At 54.4% G+C, this 14,908-nt stretch carries 14 protein-coding genes; 12 read left to right on the top strand and 2 right to left on the bottom strand.

Annotated elements, in window-relative coordinates:
* The first annotated feature begins 10 nt into the window (after positions 1–10).
* Positions 11–799, top strand: coding sequence for a 2,3-dihydro-2,3-dihydroxybenzoate dehydrogenase (locus tag PSCS_RS00800; RefSeq protein WP_229694594.1), 789 nt, complete (start codon positions 11–13; stop codon positions 797–799).
* On the opposite strand, the gene PSCS_RS00795 is transcribed toward PSCS_RS00800, so the two are convergent.
* Positions 788–1,954 (bottom strand): M20 metallopeptidase family protein, encoded by a 1,167-nt coding sequence (locus tag PSCS_RS00795; RefSeq protein ID WP_068809883.1) that lies wholly within the window; start codon positions 1,952–1,954, stop codon positions 788–790. The genes PSCS_RS00800 and PSCS_RS00795 overlap by 12 nt on opposite strands.
* 91 nt (positions 1,955–2,045) lie before the next feature.
* Between PSCS_RS00795 and PSCS_RS00790 the strand changes: the two genes are divergently transcribed.
* Both PSCS_RS00790 and PSCS_RS00785 read left to right on the top strand, forming a co-directional pair.
* Entirely contained in the window at positions 2,046–3,050 is a 1,005-nt protein-coding gene (locus PSCS_RS00790) for a FecCD family ABC transporter permease (RefSeq protein ID WP_082866692.1), read from the top strand.
* A 15-nt stretch (positions 3,051–3,065) separates the two neighbouring features.
* Positions 3,066–3,887 (top strand): ABC transporter ATP-binding protein, encoded by an 822-nt coding sequence (locus PSCS_RS00785; RefSeq protein WP_229694593.1) that lies wholly within the window; start codon positions 3,066–3,068, stop codon positions 3,885–3,887.
* Between the two features lie 3 nt (positions 3,888–3,890).
* Here PSCS_RS00785 and PSCS_RS00780 read toward each other — a convergent pair whose 3' ends face one another.
* Positions 3,891–4,511 (bottom strand): cytochrome b, encoded by a 621-nt coding sequence (locus tag PSCS_RS00780; protein WP_068809881.1) that lies wholly within the window; start codon positions 4,509–4,511, stop codon positions 3,891–3,893.
* A gap of 174 nt (positions 4,512–4,685) precedes the next feature.
* Between PSCS_RS00780 and rnr the strand changes: the two genes are divergently transcribed.
* The 9 genes from rnr to radA all read left to right on the top strand — a co-directional run bounded on the left by rnr (position 4,686) and on the right by radA (position 14,894).
* Entirely contained in the window at positions 4,686–7,247 is a 2,562-nt protein-coding gene (gene rnr, locus PSCS_RS00775) for a ribonuclease R (RefSeq protein WP_068809880.1), read from the top strand.
* Between the two features lie 46 nt (positions 7,248–7,293).
* Positions 7,294–8,094 (top strand): 23S rRNA (guanosine(2251)-2'-O)-methyltransferase RlmB, encoded by an 801-nt coding sequence (gene rlmB, locus PSCS_RS00770; protein WP_068809879.1) that lies wholly within the window; start codon positions 7,294–7,296, stop codon positions 8,092–8,094.
* Positions 8,095–8,276: 182 nt separating this feature from the next.
* Entirely contained in the window at positions 8,277–8,780 is a 504-nt protein-coding gene (gene rpsF / locus PSCS_RS00765; RefSeq protein ID WP_068809878.1) for a 30S ribosomal protein S6, read from the top strand.
* A 26-nt stretch (positions 8,781–8,806) separates the two neighbouring features.
* The gene (gene rpsR, locus PSCS_RS00760) at positions 8,807–9,037 is read left to right on the top strand and encodes a 30S ribosomal protein S18 (RefSeq protein ID WP_068809877.1); all 231 of its coding nucleotides are present in this window, start codon (positions 8,807–8,809) and stop codon (positions 9,035–9,037) included.
* A gap of 69 nt (positions 9,038–9,106) precedes the next feature.
* Complete coding sequence (locus tag PSCS_RS00755; protein ID WP_082866693.1) at positions 9,107–9,928, top strand: hypothetical protein; 822 nt, start codon at positions 9,107–9,109, stop codon at positions 9,926–9,928.
* Positions 9,929–9,973: 45 nt separating this feature from the next.
* Positions 9,974–10,426 carry a 50S ribosomal protein L9 gene (gene rplI / locus PSCS_RS00750; protein WP_068809875.1) on the top strand — a complete coding sequence of 151 codons (453 nt, stop codon included), beginning with the start codon at positions 9,974–9,976 and terminating at the stop codon, positions 10,424–10,426.
* A 140-nt stretch (positions 10,427–10,566) separates the two neighbouring features.
* On the top strand, positions 10,567–11,982 hold the full coding sequence (dnaB, locus tag PSCS_RS00745; protein WP_068809874.1) for a replicative DNA helicase: 1,416 nt from the start codon (positions 10,567–10,569) through the stop codon (positions 11,980–11,982).
* Positions 11,975–13,171, top strand: coding sequence for an alanine racemase (alr, locus tag PSCS_RS00740; protein ID WP_157885577.1), 1,197 nt, complete (start codon positions 11,975–11,977; stop codon positions 13,169–13,171). Before dnaB ends, alr begins: the two co-directional genes overlap by 8 nt.
* 340 nt (positions 13,172–13,511) lie before the next feature.
* Positions 13,512–14,894, top strand: a complete 1,383-nt coding sequence (gene radA / locus PSCS_RS00735) for a DNA repair protein RadA (protein ID WP_068809873.1) — start codon at positions 13,512–13,514, stop codon at positions 14,892–14,894.
* The last annotated feature ends 14 nt before the right edge of the window (positions 14,895–14,908 follow it).

Raw genomic sequence — 14,908 nt, 5'->3', positions numbered from 1 at the left:
CAGGAGAGGCATGATGCAAGAGCATGACAGAGGACTGGCAGGCAAAGTTGCACTGGTCACCGGTGCGGCGGCAGGCATCGGTGAAGCTGTTGTTCGACGCCTGCATGCAGAGGGCGTGCGGGTGGTTGCTACCGATATTAATGAAGTAGGCCTGGCATCGCTGCAGGCGGAGCTCGGAGACCAGGTGCGAACGCTGGTGCTGGATGTGCGCGACAGCGCTGCCGTGAATCAGTTGATCGATGATGTTGAGGCGCAGTGGGGCAATATCGACCTGGGAGCCAATGTGGCGGGCATACTCAGCACGGATTCGGTGCTCGAAACCAGTGATGAGACCTGGCGCAATGTCTTTGATGTCAATACCAATGGTGTCTTCTATGTGAGCCGTGCCTTAGGCGAGCGCATGAAGGCTCGCGGACGTGGTGCTCTGGTCACCGTAGGCTCCAATGCTTCATTGGTGCCCCGGCAGTCAATGGCGGCTTATGCTGCCTCCAAGTCAGCGACGCATATGTTGATGCGCTGTCTGGGTCTCGAGTTGGCACCGTTTGGTGTGCGTTGTAATACTGTGGCACCCGGATCCACCATGACAGCCATGCAAACCGGGATGTGGGCAGATGCCGAGACAGGTGCGGCGAATGTCATTCGCGGCTCGCTGGACACTTACAAGAATGGTATTCCACTGGGTAAACTGGCAACACCCGAAGATATTGCCAATGCCGTGGTGTTTTTGCTTTCCGATGAGGCTGGCCATATCACCATGGCCAACCTCACTGTGGATGGCGGAGCGACCTTATCGACCTGACAGTCCCAATTTTTGCTCGATGATATTGACGAAAATGCTGCCCGCGACCGGTAGCAGGTTGTCGTCAAAATCATATTCAGGGTTATGGCACATGGCGCTGTTTTGACCCAGGAACATATAAGCGCCAGGAGCTGCCTCGAGCATAAAGGCGAAGTCATCAGTGAAGGGGAAGGGGCCGGCATCCGGGAAAACTTTATCTTCCCCGCCCAGTACCTCGGCGCAAGCCTGGCGCGCCACCAGTGCGGCCTCGGGCGAGTTAAAGCACGGTGGTACCTCGGCCAGCTTGTTCAGTGTGATGTCGCAGCCTGTCATGGCGGCTATACCGTCACAGGTTTGCTGCAGTTTGTCGAACAGTCGCTGTTGCACGTCTTTGTCCAGCGCGCGCAGGGTGCCGCCAAGTACGGCCTGGTCTGGAATGATGTTATGATTGCTGCCGGCTTGCAGTTTGCAAACGGTGATAAGTGCAGTGTCGACAGGGGCGATATAGCGTCCTACCAGTGAAGATATTTCGGTGGCCAGACGTGCGGCAGCCTGAACGGGGTCAGTGGCCTGGAAGAAGGCCGCGCCATGGCCGCCAACGCCTTTGACCTCAATCTCCCAGATGATGAAGCCATTCAGCGTGGGACCAATGCGGACACCGGCTTCACCGGGTTCGAGCATGGGCATATTGTGGAAGGCATAAACTTCATCGAAAGGGTGGTTTTTCAGTAAGCCATCGTTGATCATGGCGCTGGCGCCTTTGCCGTTCTCTTCTGCTGGCTGAAAGATGGCCACGACCTTGCCTTTGGCGGGTGGGTTGGAGGCCAGGTAACGAGCAGTGCCGAGCAGGGCAGCCGTATGACCGTCATGTCCGCAGCTATGAGAGCAGCCCGGCCTGGTAGAGGCATAAGGCGTGTTGCTGGCGTCTGTCATGGGCAATGCGTCCATGTCGGCTCGCAACGCAATGGTCGGTCCGGGTTTGCCGCTATCGATGGTGGCGACCACGCCGGTACCGCCAATGCCTTCGATGGGATCCAGACCGGCGTCGCGCAGTTGCTCTGTAACAAAGCGAGCGGTCTCGTGTTCTTCAAAAGCGAGTTCGGGAGTGCGGTGCAGCGTCTGACGCCATGCGGTCATTTGCGGCGCCATTTGTAGCAAGTCATCAACAAGTTTCATAAAGCAGTTAATCCGGAAGTAAATTTTGAGCAATATATCATCATCACAAGCGCTTCAACACCAGACGATACGCGAACAGTATCGTCGGCAGATGCTGCGCAAGACGCTGGTGGTCAGTGGACTGGCCATTGCCTGTGTGCTGACATTCCTTACTGACCTGGTCACAGGCCCCTCTTCGCTCAGCGCGATTCAGGTGATACAGGAGCTGTTCAGTCGCGGGACTTTGTCCGTGCCCCAATCCACCATCGTTTGGGAGTTGCGTCTTCCACAAGCCGCCATGGCGTTTCTGGTGGGTGCCAGCCTGTCGCTTGCTGGCGCTGAAATGCAGACGATTCTGAATAATCCCCTGGCCAGTCCTTTTACCTTAGGCGTGTCTTCCGCCGCCTCATTTGGTGCCGCGCTGGCCATCATCATGGGGATCAGCCTGCCCTTTGTTTCGGGTGACTGGATGGTACCGCTGAATGCTTTTGTCTGTGCATTCGGTTCGGTCTTGTTGCTGGAGATGATTTCCCGGCGCAAAGCGGCAGGTGCCAACACCGTCGTATTGTTTGGTATTGCGTTGGTGTTTACTTTCAATGCACTGGTGGCATTCATGCAGTTTGTCTCTTCACAGGAGGCACTGCAGCAACTGGTGTTCTGGAGCATGGGGTCGCTGGGGCGTTCCACCTGGACCAGCGTATATGCCCTGGTGGGCGTCATGCTGGTGACCTTGCCGTTCTCGCTGCGTTCTGCCAATCAGATGACCGTACTGCGCATGGGTGAGGACCGGGCGCACAGTTTTGGTATTAATGTCGCTCGGCTGCGCTTCATGGCGTTGATGCGTATCAGCCTGCTGTCAGGCACCGCCGTGGCGTTTGTGGGGACCATCGGCTTTGTCGGCCTGGTGGCGCCGCATATTGCGCGACTGATGCTGGGTGAAGATCATAAGTTCCTGCTGCCCGCCAGTGCGCTGGCCGGTGGCCTGGTGATGTCGCTGGCATCGGTGCTGAGTAAAACACTGGTGCCGGGCGTACTGTTACCGGTTGGCATTGTGACCTCCATTGTGGGTGTGCCGATCTTTGTGCTGCTGATTTTTCGCAGACAAAGTGCGATTTAAGCGGGAGGGTTACCAATGACTGATATCGCCAGTTCAACACCGGAAAATTCGATGGCAAGCGCTCCGGCATTGACTATCGAGCATTTGTCGGCCGGGTATCGCAACCGTCCGATTATCAAAAACCTCAGCCTGATGCCTATGCAGGAAGGGCAGGTTGTTTCCCTGATCGGACCCAATGCTGCGGGTAAAAGTACTTTGTTGCGAGCCATCGCGGGTCTCTTGCCGGCGACCGGGTCAGTTCGTTTGGGTGACGTGGAAATTCTGGGACTGCCGCTGGTCGATCAGGCCCGGCACATCACCTATACCCCGCAGGAATTACCGCAACAGATTGCTTTGACGGTACTGGAAACGGTCATGGGCGCCTTGCAGGTGTCGCGTGAGAATCGCCAGGATGTGGATGCGGCCATGCAGAAAGCCATCGATGTGCTGGAACGCCTCGGTATCAGTCATCTGGCAATGGAGCAGCTGGATCGCTTGTCTGGCGGGCAGCGTCAATTGACCTCGCTGGCCCAGACCCTGGTGCGTGAGCCCAAGGTGCTGTTACTGGATGAGCCGATCAGTGCGCTGGATTTGCACTATCAGTTACGCGTTATGAAAGAGGTGCGTGAGATAGCCGCCGAAAAGCGCATGATTGTGCTGGTGGTGTTGCATGACCTGAGCATTGCTGCGCGCTGGTCAGACCGCATTGTGGTTCTGGCCAATGGTGCAGTGGTGGCTGAAGGCACGCCGCAGCAAGCCATTACACCTGAGGTATTGTCAGACGTTTACCAGGTCAAAGCCCGCGTTGAATCCTGCTCGCAAGGCTCGTTCACGGTCATGGTGGATGACGTGGTTTAAGGATTATTTCCTGGTCTTTTTTAAGCGACCTGCCATGCGTTTCAGCGTGCCGTCATTCTGGTATTTCTCATGAATGTAGACCATGGCAATATGGCCGACAATCAGCACCAGGAAAAACCACGCCAGTTCACCGTGCAGTGCATCTGCCAGAGCAATCGTCCACGCAATTTCCTGTCCCGTCTCGGCAAAAATCTCAATGCCGAAAGGTGCGAACCCTCGCCCTGAGCCGTACAGTCGAATGAACCCCAGTAGCGGTATGCATAGCATAAGCCCGTAGAGGGCCACATGTCCTGCTTTTGCCCAGTTGATGCCGCTGCCATAGCGAGGTGCTGAAACTGGCGGGATAACCCCGGGGCGGTGGTGACGGTTCAGCCAGAACCAGGCAAGGCGGAGCAGGATTAATACCAGTAGCGTTGAGCCCACAATAGGGTGCCACTTTACGAAAAATGCGACCAACGGCGTTCGACCTAATATTGCCCGTAATGTCATCCCCAGAAATTGCCAGAAAATCATCGCAGCCATCAGCCAGTGCAACACACGGCTGACATAACCGTAGCGTAGATTGGTGTCAGCCCAGTTCGAGGGATGATTTGATTGACGGGTGTTGGATTGTGGGGAAGTCATATACTGCCTGCATAAATCTATGACGTGAAAATTGGGGTGACCCAATTCTAGCGGCAAGACCAGAAAAATCCCACCTCAATTGCAATATTGTGAGAATTTACCAGTATTTGCGCAGGTCTGGGTGTATACTGCCATTCAATATAACGATGAAAAAAGAGAGTGTGCCGACTAGATATGGCCAGAAAAAATAAAGATCCCCACGCTTCCCGGGAAGCGGAAAAATACGAAAACCCCATTCCAAGCCGTGAATTTATTCTGTCAATGATGGAAGAGATCGCCGAGCCTGTCAGTTATGAGTCGTTGTGCGAGGCCCTGAACCTGGCAGATGACCCGCAGCAAAGCGAGGCGCTGCGCCGTCGGTTGATTGCCATGTCACGTGATGGGCAGTTGATCAGCAATCGGCGGGGCGTGTTTGGTCTGGCGGATAAAATGGAGCTGATCAAAGGGCGCGTTCAGGGTAATAAAGAAGGCAGTGGCTTCTTTGTGCCACAGGACGGATCGGGTGATCTGTTCCTGCCCCCTAATGAAATGCTGCGTGTGTTTGATGGCGATATGGTGCTGGCGCGCGTTGCCGGAGTCGACCGGCGTGGCCGAAAAGAAGGCATGATCGTCGAGATCCTGGAGCGCCGGACGAATCAGGTGGTGGGCCGCTTTTATAAAGACAGTGGCTTTGGCCTGGTCGTGCCGGACAATCGCCGCATCAGCCAGGAAGTGTTGATACCTGAGAACGCCCAGGGCAAGGCCGAGGACGGCCAGTTTGTAGTTGCGCGCCTGACCAATTATCCGGACCGTCGCCGCAAGGCCACCGGCGAGGTGGTAGAAATCCTGGGCGACCACATGGCGCCGGGTATGGAAATTGATGTTGCTGTGCGCAGCCATGGCATTCCTCATGAATGGCCGCAAGCAGTTGAGTCTGCGTTGGGGAGTTTGCCAACCACAGTTTCCAAAGATGAACTGAAAGGCCGGCAGGATTTGCGCAAGCTGCCCTTTGTCACGATCGATGGCGAAGACGCCAAAGACTTTGATGATGCCGTGTACTGTGAGCCCGGTCCTCATGGGACGGCGAAGCTGTTTGTTGCCATCGCCGATGTGTCTCACTACGTAAAACCGGGTGAGTCACTGGATATCGAAGCACAGAATCGCGGTAACTCGGTTTATTTCCCGGGTCATGTGATTCCCATGCTGCCGGAAGTCTTATCGAATGGCCTGTGCTCCCTGAATCCACATTGCGACCGTCTGGTGATGGTTTGTGAAATGGAGTTGGGCCGCACCGGCATGCTCAAAAGCTATCGCTTTTATGAAGGCGTGATCTGGTCGCATGCCCGGCTGACCTACACAGAAGTGGCGGAAATGCTGGAAGCTGAACCGGAAGGTGAGGCCAGAGCGCGCAGCAAGGTTCGTTTGCAGGCGCGATATGCAGAGGTGTTGCCGCACCTTGAGGCGTTGTACGAAGTTTACCAAAAGCTGTCAGCGGCACGGCGTAAATCCGGTGCCATGGATTTCTCCGGCAATGAAACACGCATTGTCTTTGGCGAGACGCGTAAAATCCGGGAAATTGTGCCGGTCATCCGTAACGATGCGCACCGGCTTATTGAAGAGTGCATGCTGATGGCTAACATCTGCGCGGCGCAGTGTTTGAGCGAATCAGAGCTGCCAGCACTGTACCGGGTTCATGATGGTCCTAACATGGACAAGATGGATAACCTGAAAGCCTTCCTTAAAGAGCGGGGTATTTTACTGTCACGCTCGGCCAAGCCGACTCCCAAGGATTATCAGCGTGTGCTGGAGATGACCGCGGAGCGCCCGGATGGTCATCTGATCCAGACCATGATGGTGCGCTCGATGTTGCAGGCAGTCTATCAGGTGGAGAACAACGGCCACTTCGGACTCAACTTTGATGCCTACACACATTTTACATCGCCAATTCGTCGCTACCCTGATTTGCTGGTTCATCGAGCCATTCGCTATCTGATTCGTAACGGCAAGATGCCAGGCAAGGCAATCAAGGTGGCTGGCGCTGGCAAGCTGGCCAAGCGGGATATTTATCCGTACCAGGAAAAAGAAATGCAGCAGTTCGGTGAAGATTGCTCTGTTTCCGAACGTCGCGCTGATGCCGCCAGTTATGATGTGCTGGACTGGCTCAAATGCGAATATGTCATGGATAGAGTGGGCGAGGAATTTGACGGCACGATCAGCTCGGTGACCGGCTTCGGGCTGTTTGTGCAGCTTAACGATATCTACGTCGAAGGGCTGGTCCATATCACCGCGCTGGATAACGATTACTATCAGTTTGACCCGGTCAAACAATGGTTGCGTGGCGAGCGTAACGGCGTCACGTTCCGCCTGGGTGACCCGGTGCGTGTGCGAGTGGCTCGCGTTGATCTGGATGAGCGCAAGATTGATTTGCAGTGGGTTTCTGGTCGTGGCGATACAGACAATAAAGGTGGTGCCGCCAAGCGCAATGCCAAGTCATCGAACGCAAAGCGAAAGCCGGCAGGCAAGAAGAAATCGGTGTCGGGAGGCTCTGCTGCAGTGAAAGCTGGCGGCAAACAGACAGCAAACCCCGCTGCCAGGAAAACAGCAAAAAAGAAGAATGTCCGTAAAAAGGCGGGCGGCAGCAAGGCAAAGGCGGCGGCCGCCGGCGCCAAAAAAGCGGGCGCTGGCAAAGCGAAGCCGAAAGCCGCGAAGAAAAGTGCGCGTCGCAAATCAAATGCCAAGCGTCAGGTGCTCGATTGATCGCGCTCGGCAGCATTCACATCAAGAACAGGTAGAAACAGGATAGATGGCAGCAAAAGAATGGGTTGTTGGTATACACGCGGTTAGCGAGTTACTGAAACAGCATGCTCAGGACATCAGTGAATTGCTGGTGCAGAAAGAACGTGAAGACCGTCGTATTGACGAAGTGAAGGCACTGGCGGATAGCGTGGGTGTTCGCATGACGGTATTACCGGGTGCTGCGCTGGAGAAGAGGCTGCATAGCGAAAGCCGTACGCCGGGTAAATCCGGGAAAAGACCGGCGAAGCTGGCGCATCAAGGCGTGGCTGCATTATGCGAGTTACCCGACCGTCGCGGCAGCGAGAAGGATCTGGAAAAGCTGTTGGATGGCCTGGATGAGGCGCCGTTTCTGTTGATCCTGGATGAAATTACCGACCCTCACAACCTGGGAGCCTGTTTGCGTTCTGCCGATGCGGCCGGTGTTCATGCGGTCGTGGTACCCAAGGATAATTCAGCACCATTGAATATGACGGTCCGCAAAGTGGCCGTGGGTGCTGCCGAACGGGTGCCTTTGATTGCAGTGACCAACCTGAGTCGCACATTGAAGCAATTACAGGAACGCGGTATCTGGATAAGTGGCGCTGCTGGAGAAGCAGAGCAGACACTGTATGAAGCGGATCTGACCGGGCCACTGGCGCTGGTAATGGGATCCGAAGGCGCAGGAATGCGACGCCTGACCCGGGAGCACTGCGACTTTTTGCTGTCGATTCCCATGCACGGTTCTGTCAGTAGCCTGAATGTGTCAGTCGCCACGGGAGTCTGTCTATATGAAGCGGTCAGGCAGCGAACAGCGAAGCACGCTTCCTGAGTCGAACTTGCAGCAAAATAAAGGCAAAACCCCTTAAAATCATTGCATCAGGGCTCCGCTTTCTCTAAAATGCCCGATCCCGTCGTCCCTGTCCCTGGCAAGGATGCCGAGGAATTACTTTAACTCCTTGTCTTACCGAAGCTTTTTATAAGACGGAAGACTTATTGCCGAAAGGAGTCTCTATGAGACATTACGAAATCGTATTTGTCGTGCATCCCGATCAGAGCGATCAGGTGCCGGCAATGGTTGAGCGCTACACCCAGATGATCAAAGAATCTGGCGGTCAAATCCACCGTCAGGAAGACTGGGGTCGTCGCCAACTGGCCTACCCAATCAACAAGATCCATAAAGCACATTACGTGCTGATGAACGTTGAATGTGGCCGTGAAGTGCTGGATGAAATTATCACGCTGTTCCGCTACAACGATGCTATTCTGCGTCACCTGGAAATCAAGAAAGACGAAGCTATCACTGAAGAGTCCCTGATTCTGCAAGGTGAGCGTGAAAGCCGTGAGCGTCGTGCTCGTGCTGAGCAAAAGCGTCGTCAGGACGATGAAGCCGCAACTCGTGCCGCTGAAAGAGCTGAAGAGAAGAAGGCTGAAGAAGCCAAAGCTGAAGAAGCTACTTCTGAAGCAGCCAGCGAAGAGAAAGCGGAAGAAGCCAGCAGCGAAGACGCTGATAAATAATCACCAGTTACTGAAGGACTTATAACATGTCACGATTTTTTCGCCGTCGTAAGTACTGCAAATTCACCGCTGAAGGTGTCAAGGAAATCGACTACAAAGATCTGGAAACGCTGAAGGCATACGTGTCTGAAACAGGCAAAATTGTCCCCAGCCGTATTACCGGTACTAAAGCACGTTATCAGCGTCAACTGGCAACAGCCGTTAAGCGCGCTCGCCATCTGGCTCTGATTCCGTACACTGATAGTCATAACGTGTAAGCACGTTTCTATCCCGCAGTCTGCGGGTTGGAGTGGTAAGCAGAGATGCTAGGCCTGGCCAGGTATGCAATGAATGGTCGCCGACAGGCGATAGTCGCATCCATGTTGTCAGGCATGGTTCCACTACTGAATCTGATCAGTCCGGCTATTGTCGGCCTGGTCATGTTGAGACAAGGTGGAACCGCGGCGATGCAGGTCGCCATTTGGGCCGTACTGCCATTATTGGGCTGGGCCTGGGTTGGTGATCTGACGCCACTTATTCTGTTGTTAGGTGTGTTGCCGATGGCCGCTGTGCTGAGGCGAACACAGTCATGGCAACCAGCGCTGTTGGTCAGTTTGCTGGTTGGTGCCGGAAGCGAAGTGGCTCTACGGCTTCGCCCCGGTGTGTTGGAGCAGTTGCAGACTCAGGTCGGTAACTTTCTGGCGCAAAGTGCGACCGATCAGCCTGAGATATCTGCAGAGTTGCTGCAGACGACGCTGATCAGCATGTTTGGCGTCATGCACATGATGGTGGCGATCACCTGTTTGATCCTTGCCCGATGGTGGCAAGCCCGGTTGTACAACCCTGGTGGGTTTCAGGCTGAATTTCACGCGCTGAGATTACAACCACAAGTGGCAGGGCTGTTGTTGCTGCTGTTCTTGTTAGCAGGGTTTGGATCGACGGCGCTGGCAGGGTGGGCAATGTATTTCAGTTTGCCCCTGCTTATTGCCGGTATTGCGATGGTGCATGGGTTGGTTAAAGTGAAAGGCTGGTCAGGGATGATGCTGCTCGGCTTTTACTTGTTGCTGATGAGCCCGCCTATCATGCAGATAGTCGCAGTTTTTGCGCTGATCGACAGTTTTTATGATTTCCGCGGCCGCTTGAAACGCCGTGATGACAACGAGAATTAAGCATCTGGACCGGACACGAATCTGGATTAAATTGAGGTAATTAACATGAACGTAATTTTGCTGGAAAAAGTAGGCCGTCTTGGCAGCGTTGGTGATCAGGCGACAGTTAAAGCCGGTTATGCACGCAACTTCCTGTTCCCTCAGGGCAAGGCTGTCGCTGCAACGAAAGAAAACCTGAAAGACTTTGAAGCGCGCCGCGCTGAACTGATGGCCGCCCACAACGAAAAAGTGGCTGCTGCACAGTCTCGTGCTGCCAAGCTGGAAAACATGACAGTGACTATTGGCGTGAACGCTGGTGAAGAAGGCAAGCTGTTCGGCTCTGTAGGCACTAAAGATATCGCTGATGCGGTGAACGCTGCTGGTGGTGATATTGTCAAATCAGAAGTTCGTCTGTCTGTCGGCGCGATTCGTGAAACGGGTGAATACACCATCACAATCGACCTGGGCTCAGAAGTTGAGGCCGATATTCAGCTTTCAGTCGTCACGGCGAAAGACTGAAGTTGATTGGCAGTCACAGAGACTGCAGATAAACTTGTTTCCATCCGGCTTCGGGTGGGAAAATAAAAAGCACCGCTCCTGTCTGTGAAGCGGTGCTTTTTTTTGGCTACAATAAACACAAATAGCGATGGTGACTGAATATGTCGGATAGTACGGAATCACAGGTGGTCAGAGAACCATCGTTTGGCAAGCGCAGTGATGCCGTCTCCACATTGAAGGTGCCCCCGCATTCGGTAGAGGCCGAGCAGGCGGTGCTGGGTGGTCTCATGCAGGACAACACTGCCTGGGACAATGCTGCTGAGTTACTTCAGACCGAAGATTTTTACCGGCACGAACATCAAAAGATTTTTGACGTGATGCAGCGTCAGGTTGAAGCCGAACGCCCCATTGATGTGGTGACGCTGGTTGAGTCTCTGGATAATCTGAACCAACTGGAAAGTGCTGGTGGCATCGAGTACCTCACAGACCTGGCCAGCCATGCCCGTGGTACTGCCAACATCACTACCTATGCGCGTATCATTAGTGAGCGCGCCACCTTAAGAACCTTGATTTCTGTCTCTAATGAGATAGCTGACAACGCCTTCAATCCGGCCGGTAAAGAGGCCGCTGATGTGCTGGATCTGGCGGAGCGCCTGGTTTTCAATATCGCTGACAATCGCGCGAAAGATGGCGGCCCCAAACAGGTTAACCCACTGTTGACCCAGGCGCTTGATAAGATAGATGAACTGATCAAGTCCAAGGGCGGTATTACCGGTTTGCCGACCGGGTTTAAGGATCTGGATAAAAAGACATCAGGGTTACAGAAATCTGACCTGGTGATTGTCGCCGGTCGACCGTCCATGGGTAAAACCACGTTTGCTATGAACCTGGCAGAGCATGCGGTGCTCAACCAGGACTTGCCGGTGCTGGTATTCTCCCTGGAAATGCCAGCCGAAAGCCTGGTGTTCCGTATGCTGAGTTCCGTCGGGCATATTGACCAGAGCCGATTGCGCAGCGGGCAGCTGGAGGAAGAGGACTGGCCGAAACTGACCTCTGCCATGAGCAAGCTGAAAGACCGACCGCTGCTGATCGATGATACGGTGGGTCTGAGTCCCACTGAGATGCGCGCCCGGGCAAGACGGGTGGCGCGCGAGTACGGCGGTATCGCACTGATCGTCGTCGACTATCTGCAGCTGATGCAAATTAAAGGCTTTGGCGATAACCGGGTTGGCGAGATCTCGGAAATTTCACGTTCATTGAAAACCATGGCGCGGGAGTTCGAATGTCCCGTGATTGCCCTGTCACAGTTGAACCGAAGCCTGGAGCAGCGCCCGAACAAACGGCCGGTGATGTCAGATTTGCGGGAATCGGGTGCGATCGAGCAGGACGCGGATATCATTGCTTTTGTGTACCGGGACGAAGTCTATAATGAAGACTCGCCGGACAAAGGCGTTGCAGAAATTATTATCGGCAAACAACGTAATGGTCCAATTGGTACTGTGCGTCTGAGCTTCCTGGGTCAGTTTACCCGCTTTGATAATCTGGCCATGCCGGATTTTGATGGTAACTATGGCTGAGAGTGATTTCTCATCAGTGACCATGCCACCGCACGCCTGGGCCGATATCGACCTGAAGGCGGTTCAGCACAATTTTCTGCTGGCCAAGAGCCATCTTACTTCCCCTTTATGTCGGGCATGCGCTGTCGTCAAGTCCAATGCTTATGGGCATGGGGTTCAGCCTGTCGTGGCAGCGCTGGATCAGGTTATGGATGCCAATGACCAGTTTGCTGTCGTCAGTTGGCAGGAGGCCAGCGTTGTCAAAGAGGTAGTGCCACATCGACGCGTCCTGGTGATGCGCGGGCCGGTCAGTGCCGATGAAATGTCAGCGATCCTGGCTGGTGGTATGGACTGGGTCATTCACTCCCGCTATCAGCTCGATTTATTGCTCGATTGTATTGCAGCGGATCCCTCTGGCGTAAAGTCGGCACTGGTAAAGAGTGAGGCCAGGCTTTGGATAAAGATTAATACCGGAATGAACCGTCTGGGGATGCCAATCAAGGATGCCAGGGAGGTATTGGCTGCCTTGTCGGAATTGCCTTTCATCTTGCCACTAGGGTTGATGTCACATCTGGCCACTGCTGATGATCTGGGTGATACGCTGACAGAGACTCAGTTTCTGGCTTTCCAGCAGGCAGAGACCGAGCTGGTGTTGCCAGAATATACACTGAAGACAATGGCTGCCTCGGCTGGCATCCTGAGTTGGCCACAATTGCATATGGACATGGTCAGGCCAGGCATTATGCTTTATGGCGCAACGCCAATGATGGGGCGAGTTGGCCCTGATGAAGGGTTGCGTCCGGTGATGAACCTGAAATCACGATTAGTGGCCATCAATCATGTCAGGGCCGGTGACTCGATCGGTTATGGAGCGACCTATGTGGCTGAGCATGATATGCGAGTTGGTGTCATTGGTTTAGGCTATGGTGATGGTTACCCCAGACATGCACCCAATGGTACTCGCACGCTGGTTGCCACAGAGCAAGGTGTTATCACAGCGCCGCTGGCGGGTCGGGTTTCCATGGATATGCTGACGGTTGACCTCAGCCATGATCAGTCGGCAAAGCCCGGTGATGAAGTGCTGTTATGGGGGCAGGCCTGGGGGCATGATTTGCCCGCGAATGAAATTGCTGATGCTGCTGGTACTATTCCTTATGAGTTGTTTTGCCGGTTAACTCAGCGTGTGCCCAGACGGTATATCCGGTCATGAAATAATAGGCGTTACCTATAGGGTGACACCTGGTGGGAAAAGTGGTCAGGACATCATGGTTCCGATGTCAGACAATAAGACCACGTCTAGCACATCGGGTGTCGCTCGAATAAGCGGGCGGACTGTCTGAAGCCGCCAGGCTGAGTTTCCGCCCGCCGAGCGAGGCCCGATGTGCTGTGGTCGTCTGCCATTGGAGCCATGATGTCCTGACCTTGGTGCCATCGCTGCAGCGTTTTTGGGTGGCGGCTGGGTGTGTAAAAGATAGGTAAGTGGGTAAGTGGATAAATAGGTAGGCAAGTCATTTTTCATAAAGAATCCGACGATCATAAAAAGTTGTAACATGGCAAAGAGTAAAATCGCGTACGTTTGTGAAGATTGTGGCAGTGAGTCTGGGCAGTGGCAGGGGCAGTGTGCGTCTTGTAAAGCCTGGAATACATTGAAGCAGATCAATCTGGGTAGCGGGGGTGGCAGTCAGTCGCCAGCTGTGCAGGCAGATTTTCGCAAGCAGGGGTATACGGGTAAAACTGCGGCAGCTGTGCAGGATCTGGCTGAAATTGAGCTGGAAGCACTGCCGCGTTTCAGTGCCGGAATGGCTGAACTGGACCGGGTGCTGGGTGGCGGGCTGGTGCCTGGCTCGGCGGTACTGATTGGTGGTAACCCGGGTGCCGGTAAAAGTACCTTGCTGTTGCAGGTTATGTGTCACCTGGCTCAACAGATGCCAGCCATGTATGTCACCGGGGAAGAATCCCTGCAACAGGTTGGCATGCGTGCCCGCCGTCTGGGATTGCCCGAAAAAAATCTGAAAATGTTGGCTGAGACAGAGGTGGAAACCATCTGTCGTCTGGCCCAGGAAATCAATCCCCGCGTACTGGTCGTTGATTCTATACAGGTGATGCACAGTCACGGTGTGACATCGGCACCGGGCAGTGTGGCACAGGTCAGGGAAAGCGCCGCTTATCTGGTGCAGTATGCCAAGCAGACCGGTACCGTCCTGTTTCTGGTTGGCCATGTCACCAAGGATGGTACGCTGGCAGGCCCTAAAGTGCTGGAGCACATGATTGACTGTTTTGTCATGCTGGAAAGTAATGACGACTCACGTTTCCGTGTGCTGCGTGGACAAAAGAACCGCTTTGGGGCCATTAATGAGCTTGGCGTGTTTGCCATGACCGAGCGTGGCCTTAAGGAAGTTAAAAATCCTTCGGCAATTTTTCTGGCTCGCACGGAAGATAACAGCCCGGGTTCCGTGGTGATGGTGCTTTGGGAAGGCACCAGACCGTTACTGGTGGAGATCCAGGCACTGGTCGATACCAGTCAGGGCGGGCATCCACGTCGACTGGCAGTGGGGCTGGATCAGAATCGTCTGGGTATGTTGCTGGCCGTTTTGCACCGCCATGGTGGCCTGTTTGTCGCTGATCAGGATGTCTTCGTCAATGTGGTCGGCGGCGTAAAGGTCACCGAAACCAGTGCTGACCTGGCGTTGTTGCTGGCCATTGTATCGAGTTTGCGCGACGAAGCCTTACCCAGGGAACTGGTGGTTTTCGGAGAAGTGGGCCTGGCTGGAGAGATCAGGCCGGTACCCAGTGGCGGCGAGCGGTTACAGGAAGCTGCCAAGCATGGTTTCAAAAAAGCCATTGTACCCAAGGCTAATGTGCCCAAGCAGGGGGTATCCGGTATGAAAGTTATTGGGATCAGTAAATTGTCTGAGGCTCTGGACGCTCTCTAGCGGGCGGCCAGGCA

Source organism: Pseudohongiella nitratireducens, assembly GCF_001642735.1.
Classification (GTDB): domain Bacteria; phylum Pseudomonadota; class Gammaproteobacteria; order Pseudomonadales; family Pseudohongiellaceae; genus Pseudohongiella; species Pseudohongiella nitratireducens.
The sequence above is the reverse complement of the archived record's forward strand: the minus strand, read 5'-3'. Positions and strand labels throughout refer to the sequence as shown.

Bases quoted from the DNA above. Each gene is read 5' to 3' on its own strand.
- rpsF (WP_068809878.1), top strand. From the start codon at position 8,277: ATGAGACATTACGAAATCGTATTTGTCGTGCATCCCGATCAGAGCGAT.
- radA (WP_068809873.1), top strand. From the start codon at position 13,512: ATGGCAAAGAGTAAAATCGCGTACGTTTGTGAAGATTGTGGCAGTGAG.
- rnr (WP_068809880.1), top strand. From the start codon at position 4,686: ATGGCCAGAAAAAATAAAGATCCCCACGCTTCCCGGGAAGCGGAAAAA.
- rlmB (WP_068809879.1), top strand. From the start codon at position 7,294: ATGGCAGCAAAAGAATGGGTTGTTGGTATACACGCGGTTAGCGAGTTA.
- PSCS_RS00755 (WP_082866693.1), top strand. From the start codon at position 9,107: ATGAATGGTCGCCGACAGGCGATAGTCGCATCCATGTTGTCAGGCATG.
- rplI (WP_068809875.1), top strand. From the start codon at position 9,974: ATGAACGTAATTTTGCTGGAAAAAGTAGGCCGTCTTGGCAGCGTTGGT.
- PSCS_RS00800 (WP_229694594.1), top strand. From the start codon at position 11: ATGATGCAAGAGCATGACAGAGGACTGGCAGGCAAAGTTGCACTGGTC.
- PSCS_RS00785 (WP_229694593.1), top strand. From the start codon at position 3,066: ATGACTGATATCGCCAGTTCAACACCGGAAAATTCGATGGCAAGCGCT.
- PSCS_RS00795 (WP_068809883.1), bottom strand. From the start codon at position 1,954: ATGAAACTTGTTGATGACTTGCTACAAATGGCGCCGCAAATGACCGCA.
- dnaB (WP_068809874.1), top strand. From the start codon at position 10,567: ATGTCGGATAGTACGGAATCACAGGTGGTCAGAGAACCATCGTTTGGC.
- rpsR (WP_068809877.1), top strand. From the start codon at position 8,807: ATGTCACGATTTTTTCGCCGTCGTAAGTACTGCAAATTCACCGCTGAA.
- alr (WP_157885577.1), top strand. From the start codon at position 11,975: ATGGCTGAGAGTGATTTCTCATCAGTGACCATGCCACCGCACGCCTGG.
- PSCS_RS00780 (WP_068809881.1), bottom strand. From the start codon at position 4,511: ATGACTTCCCCACAATCCAACACCCGTCAATCAAATCATCCCTCGAAC.
- PSCS_RS00790 (WP_082866692.1), top strand. From the start codon at position 2,046: ATGCTGCGCAAGACGCTGGTGGTCAGTGGACTGGCCATTGCCTGTGTG.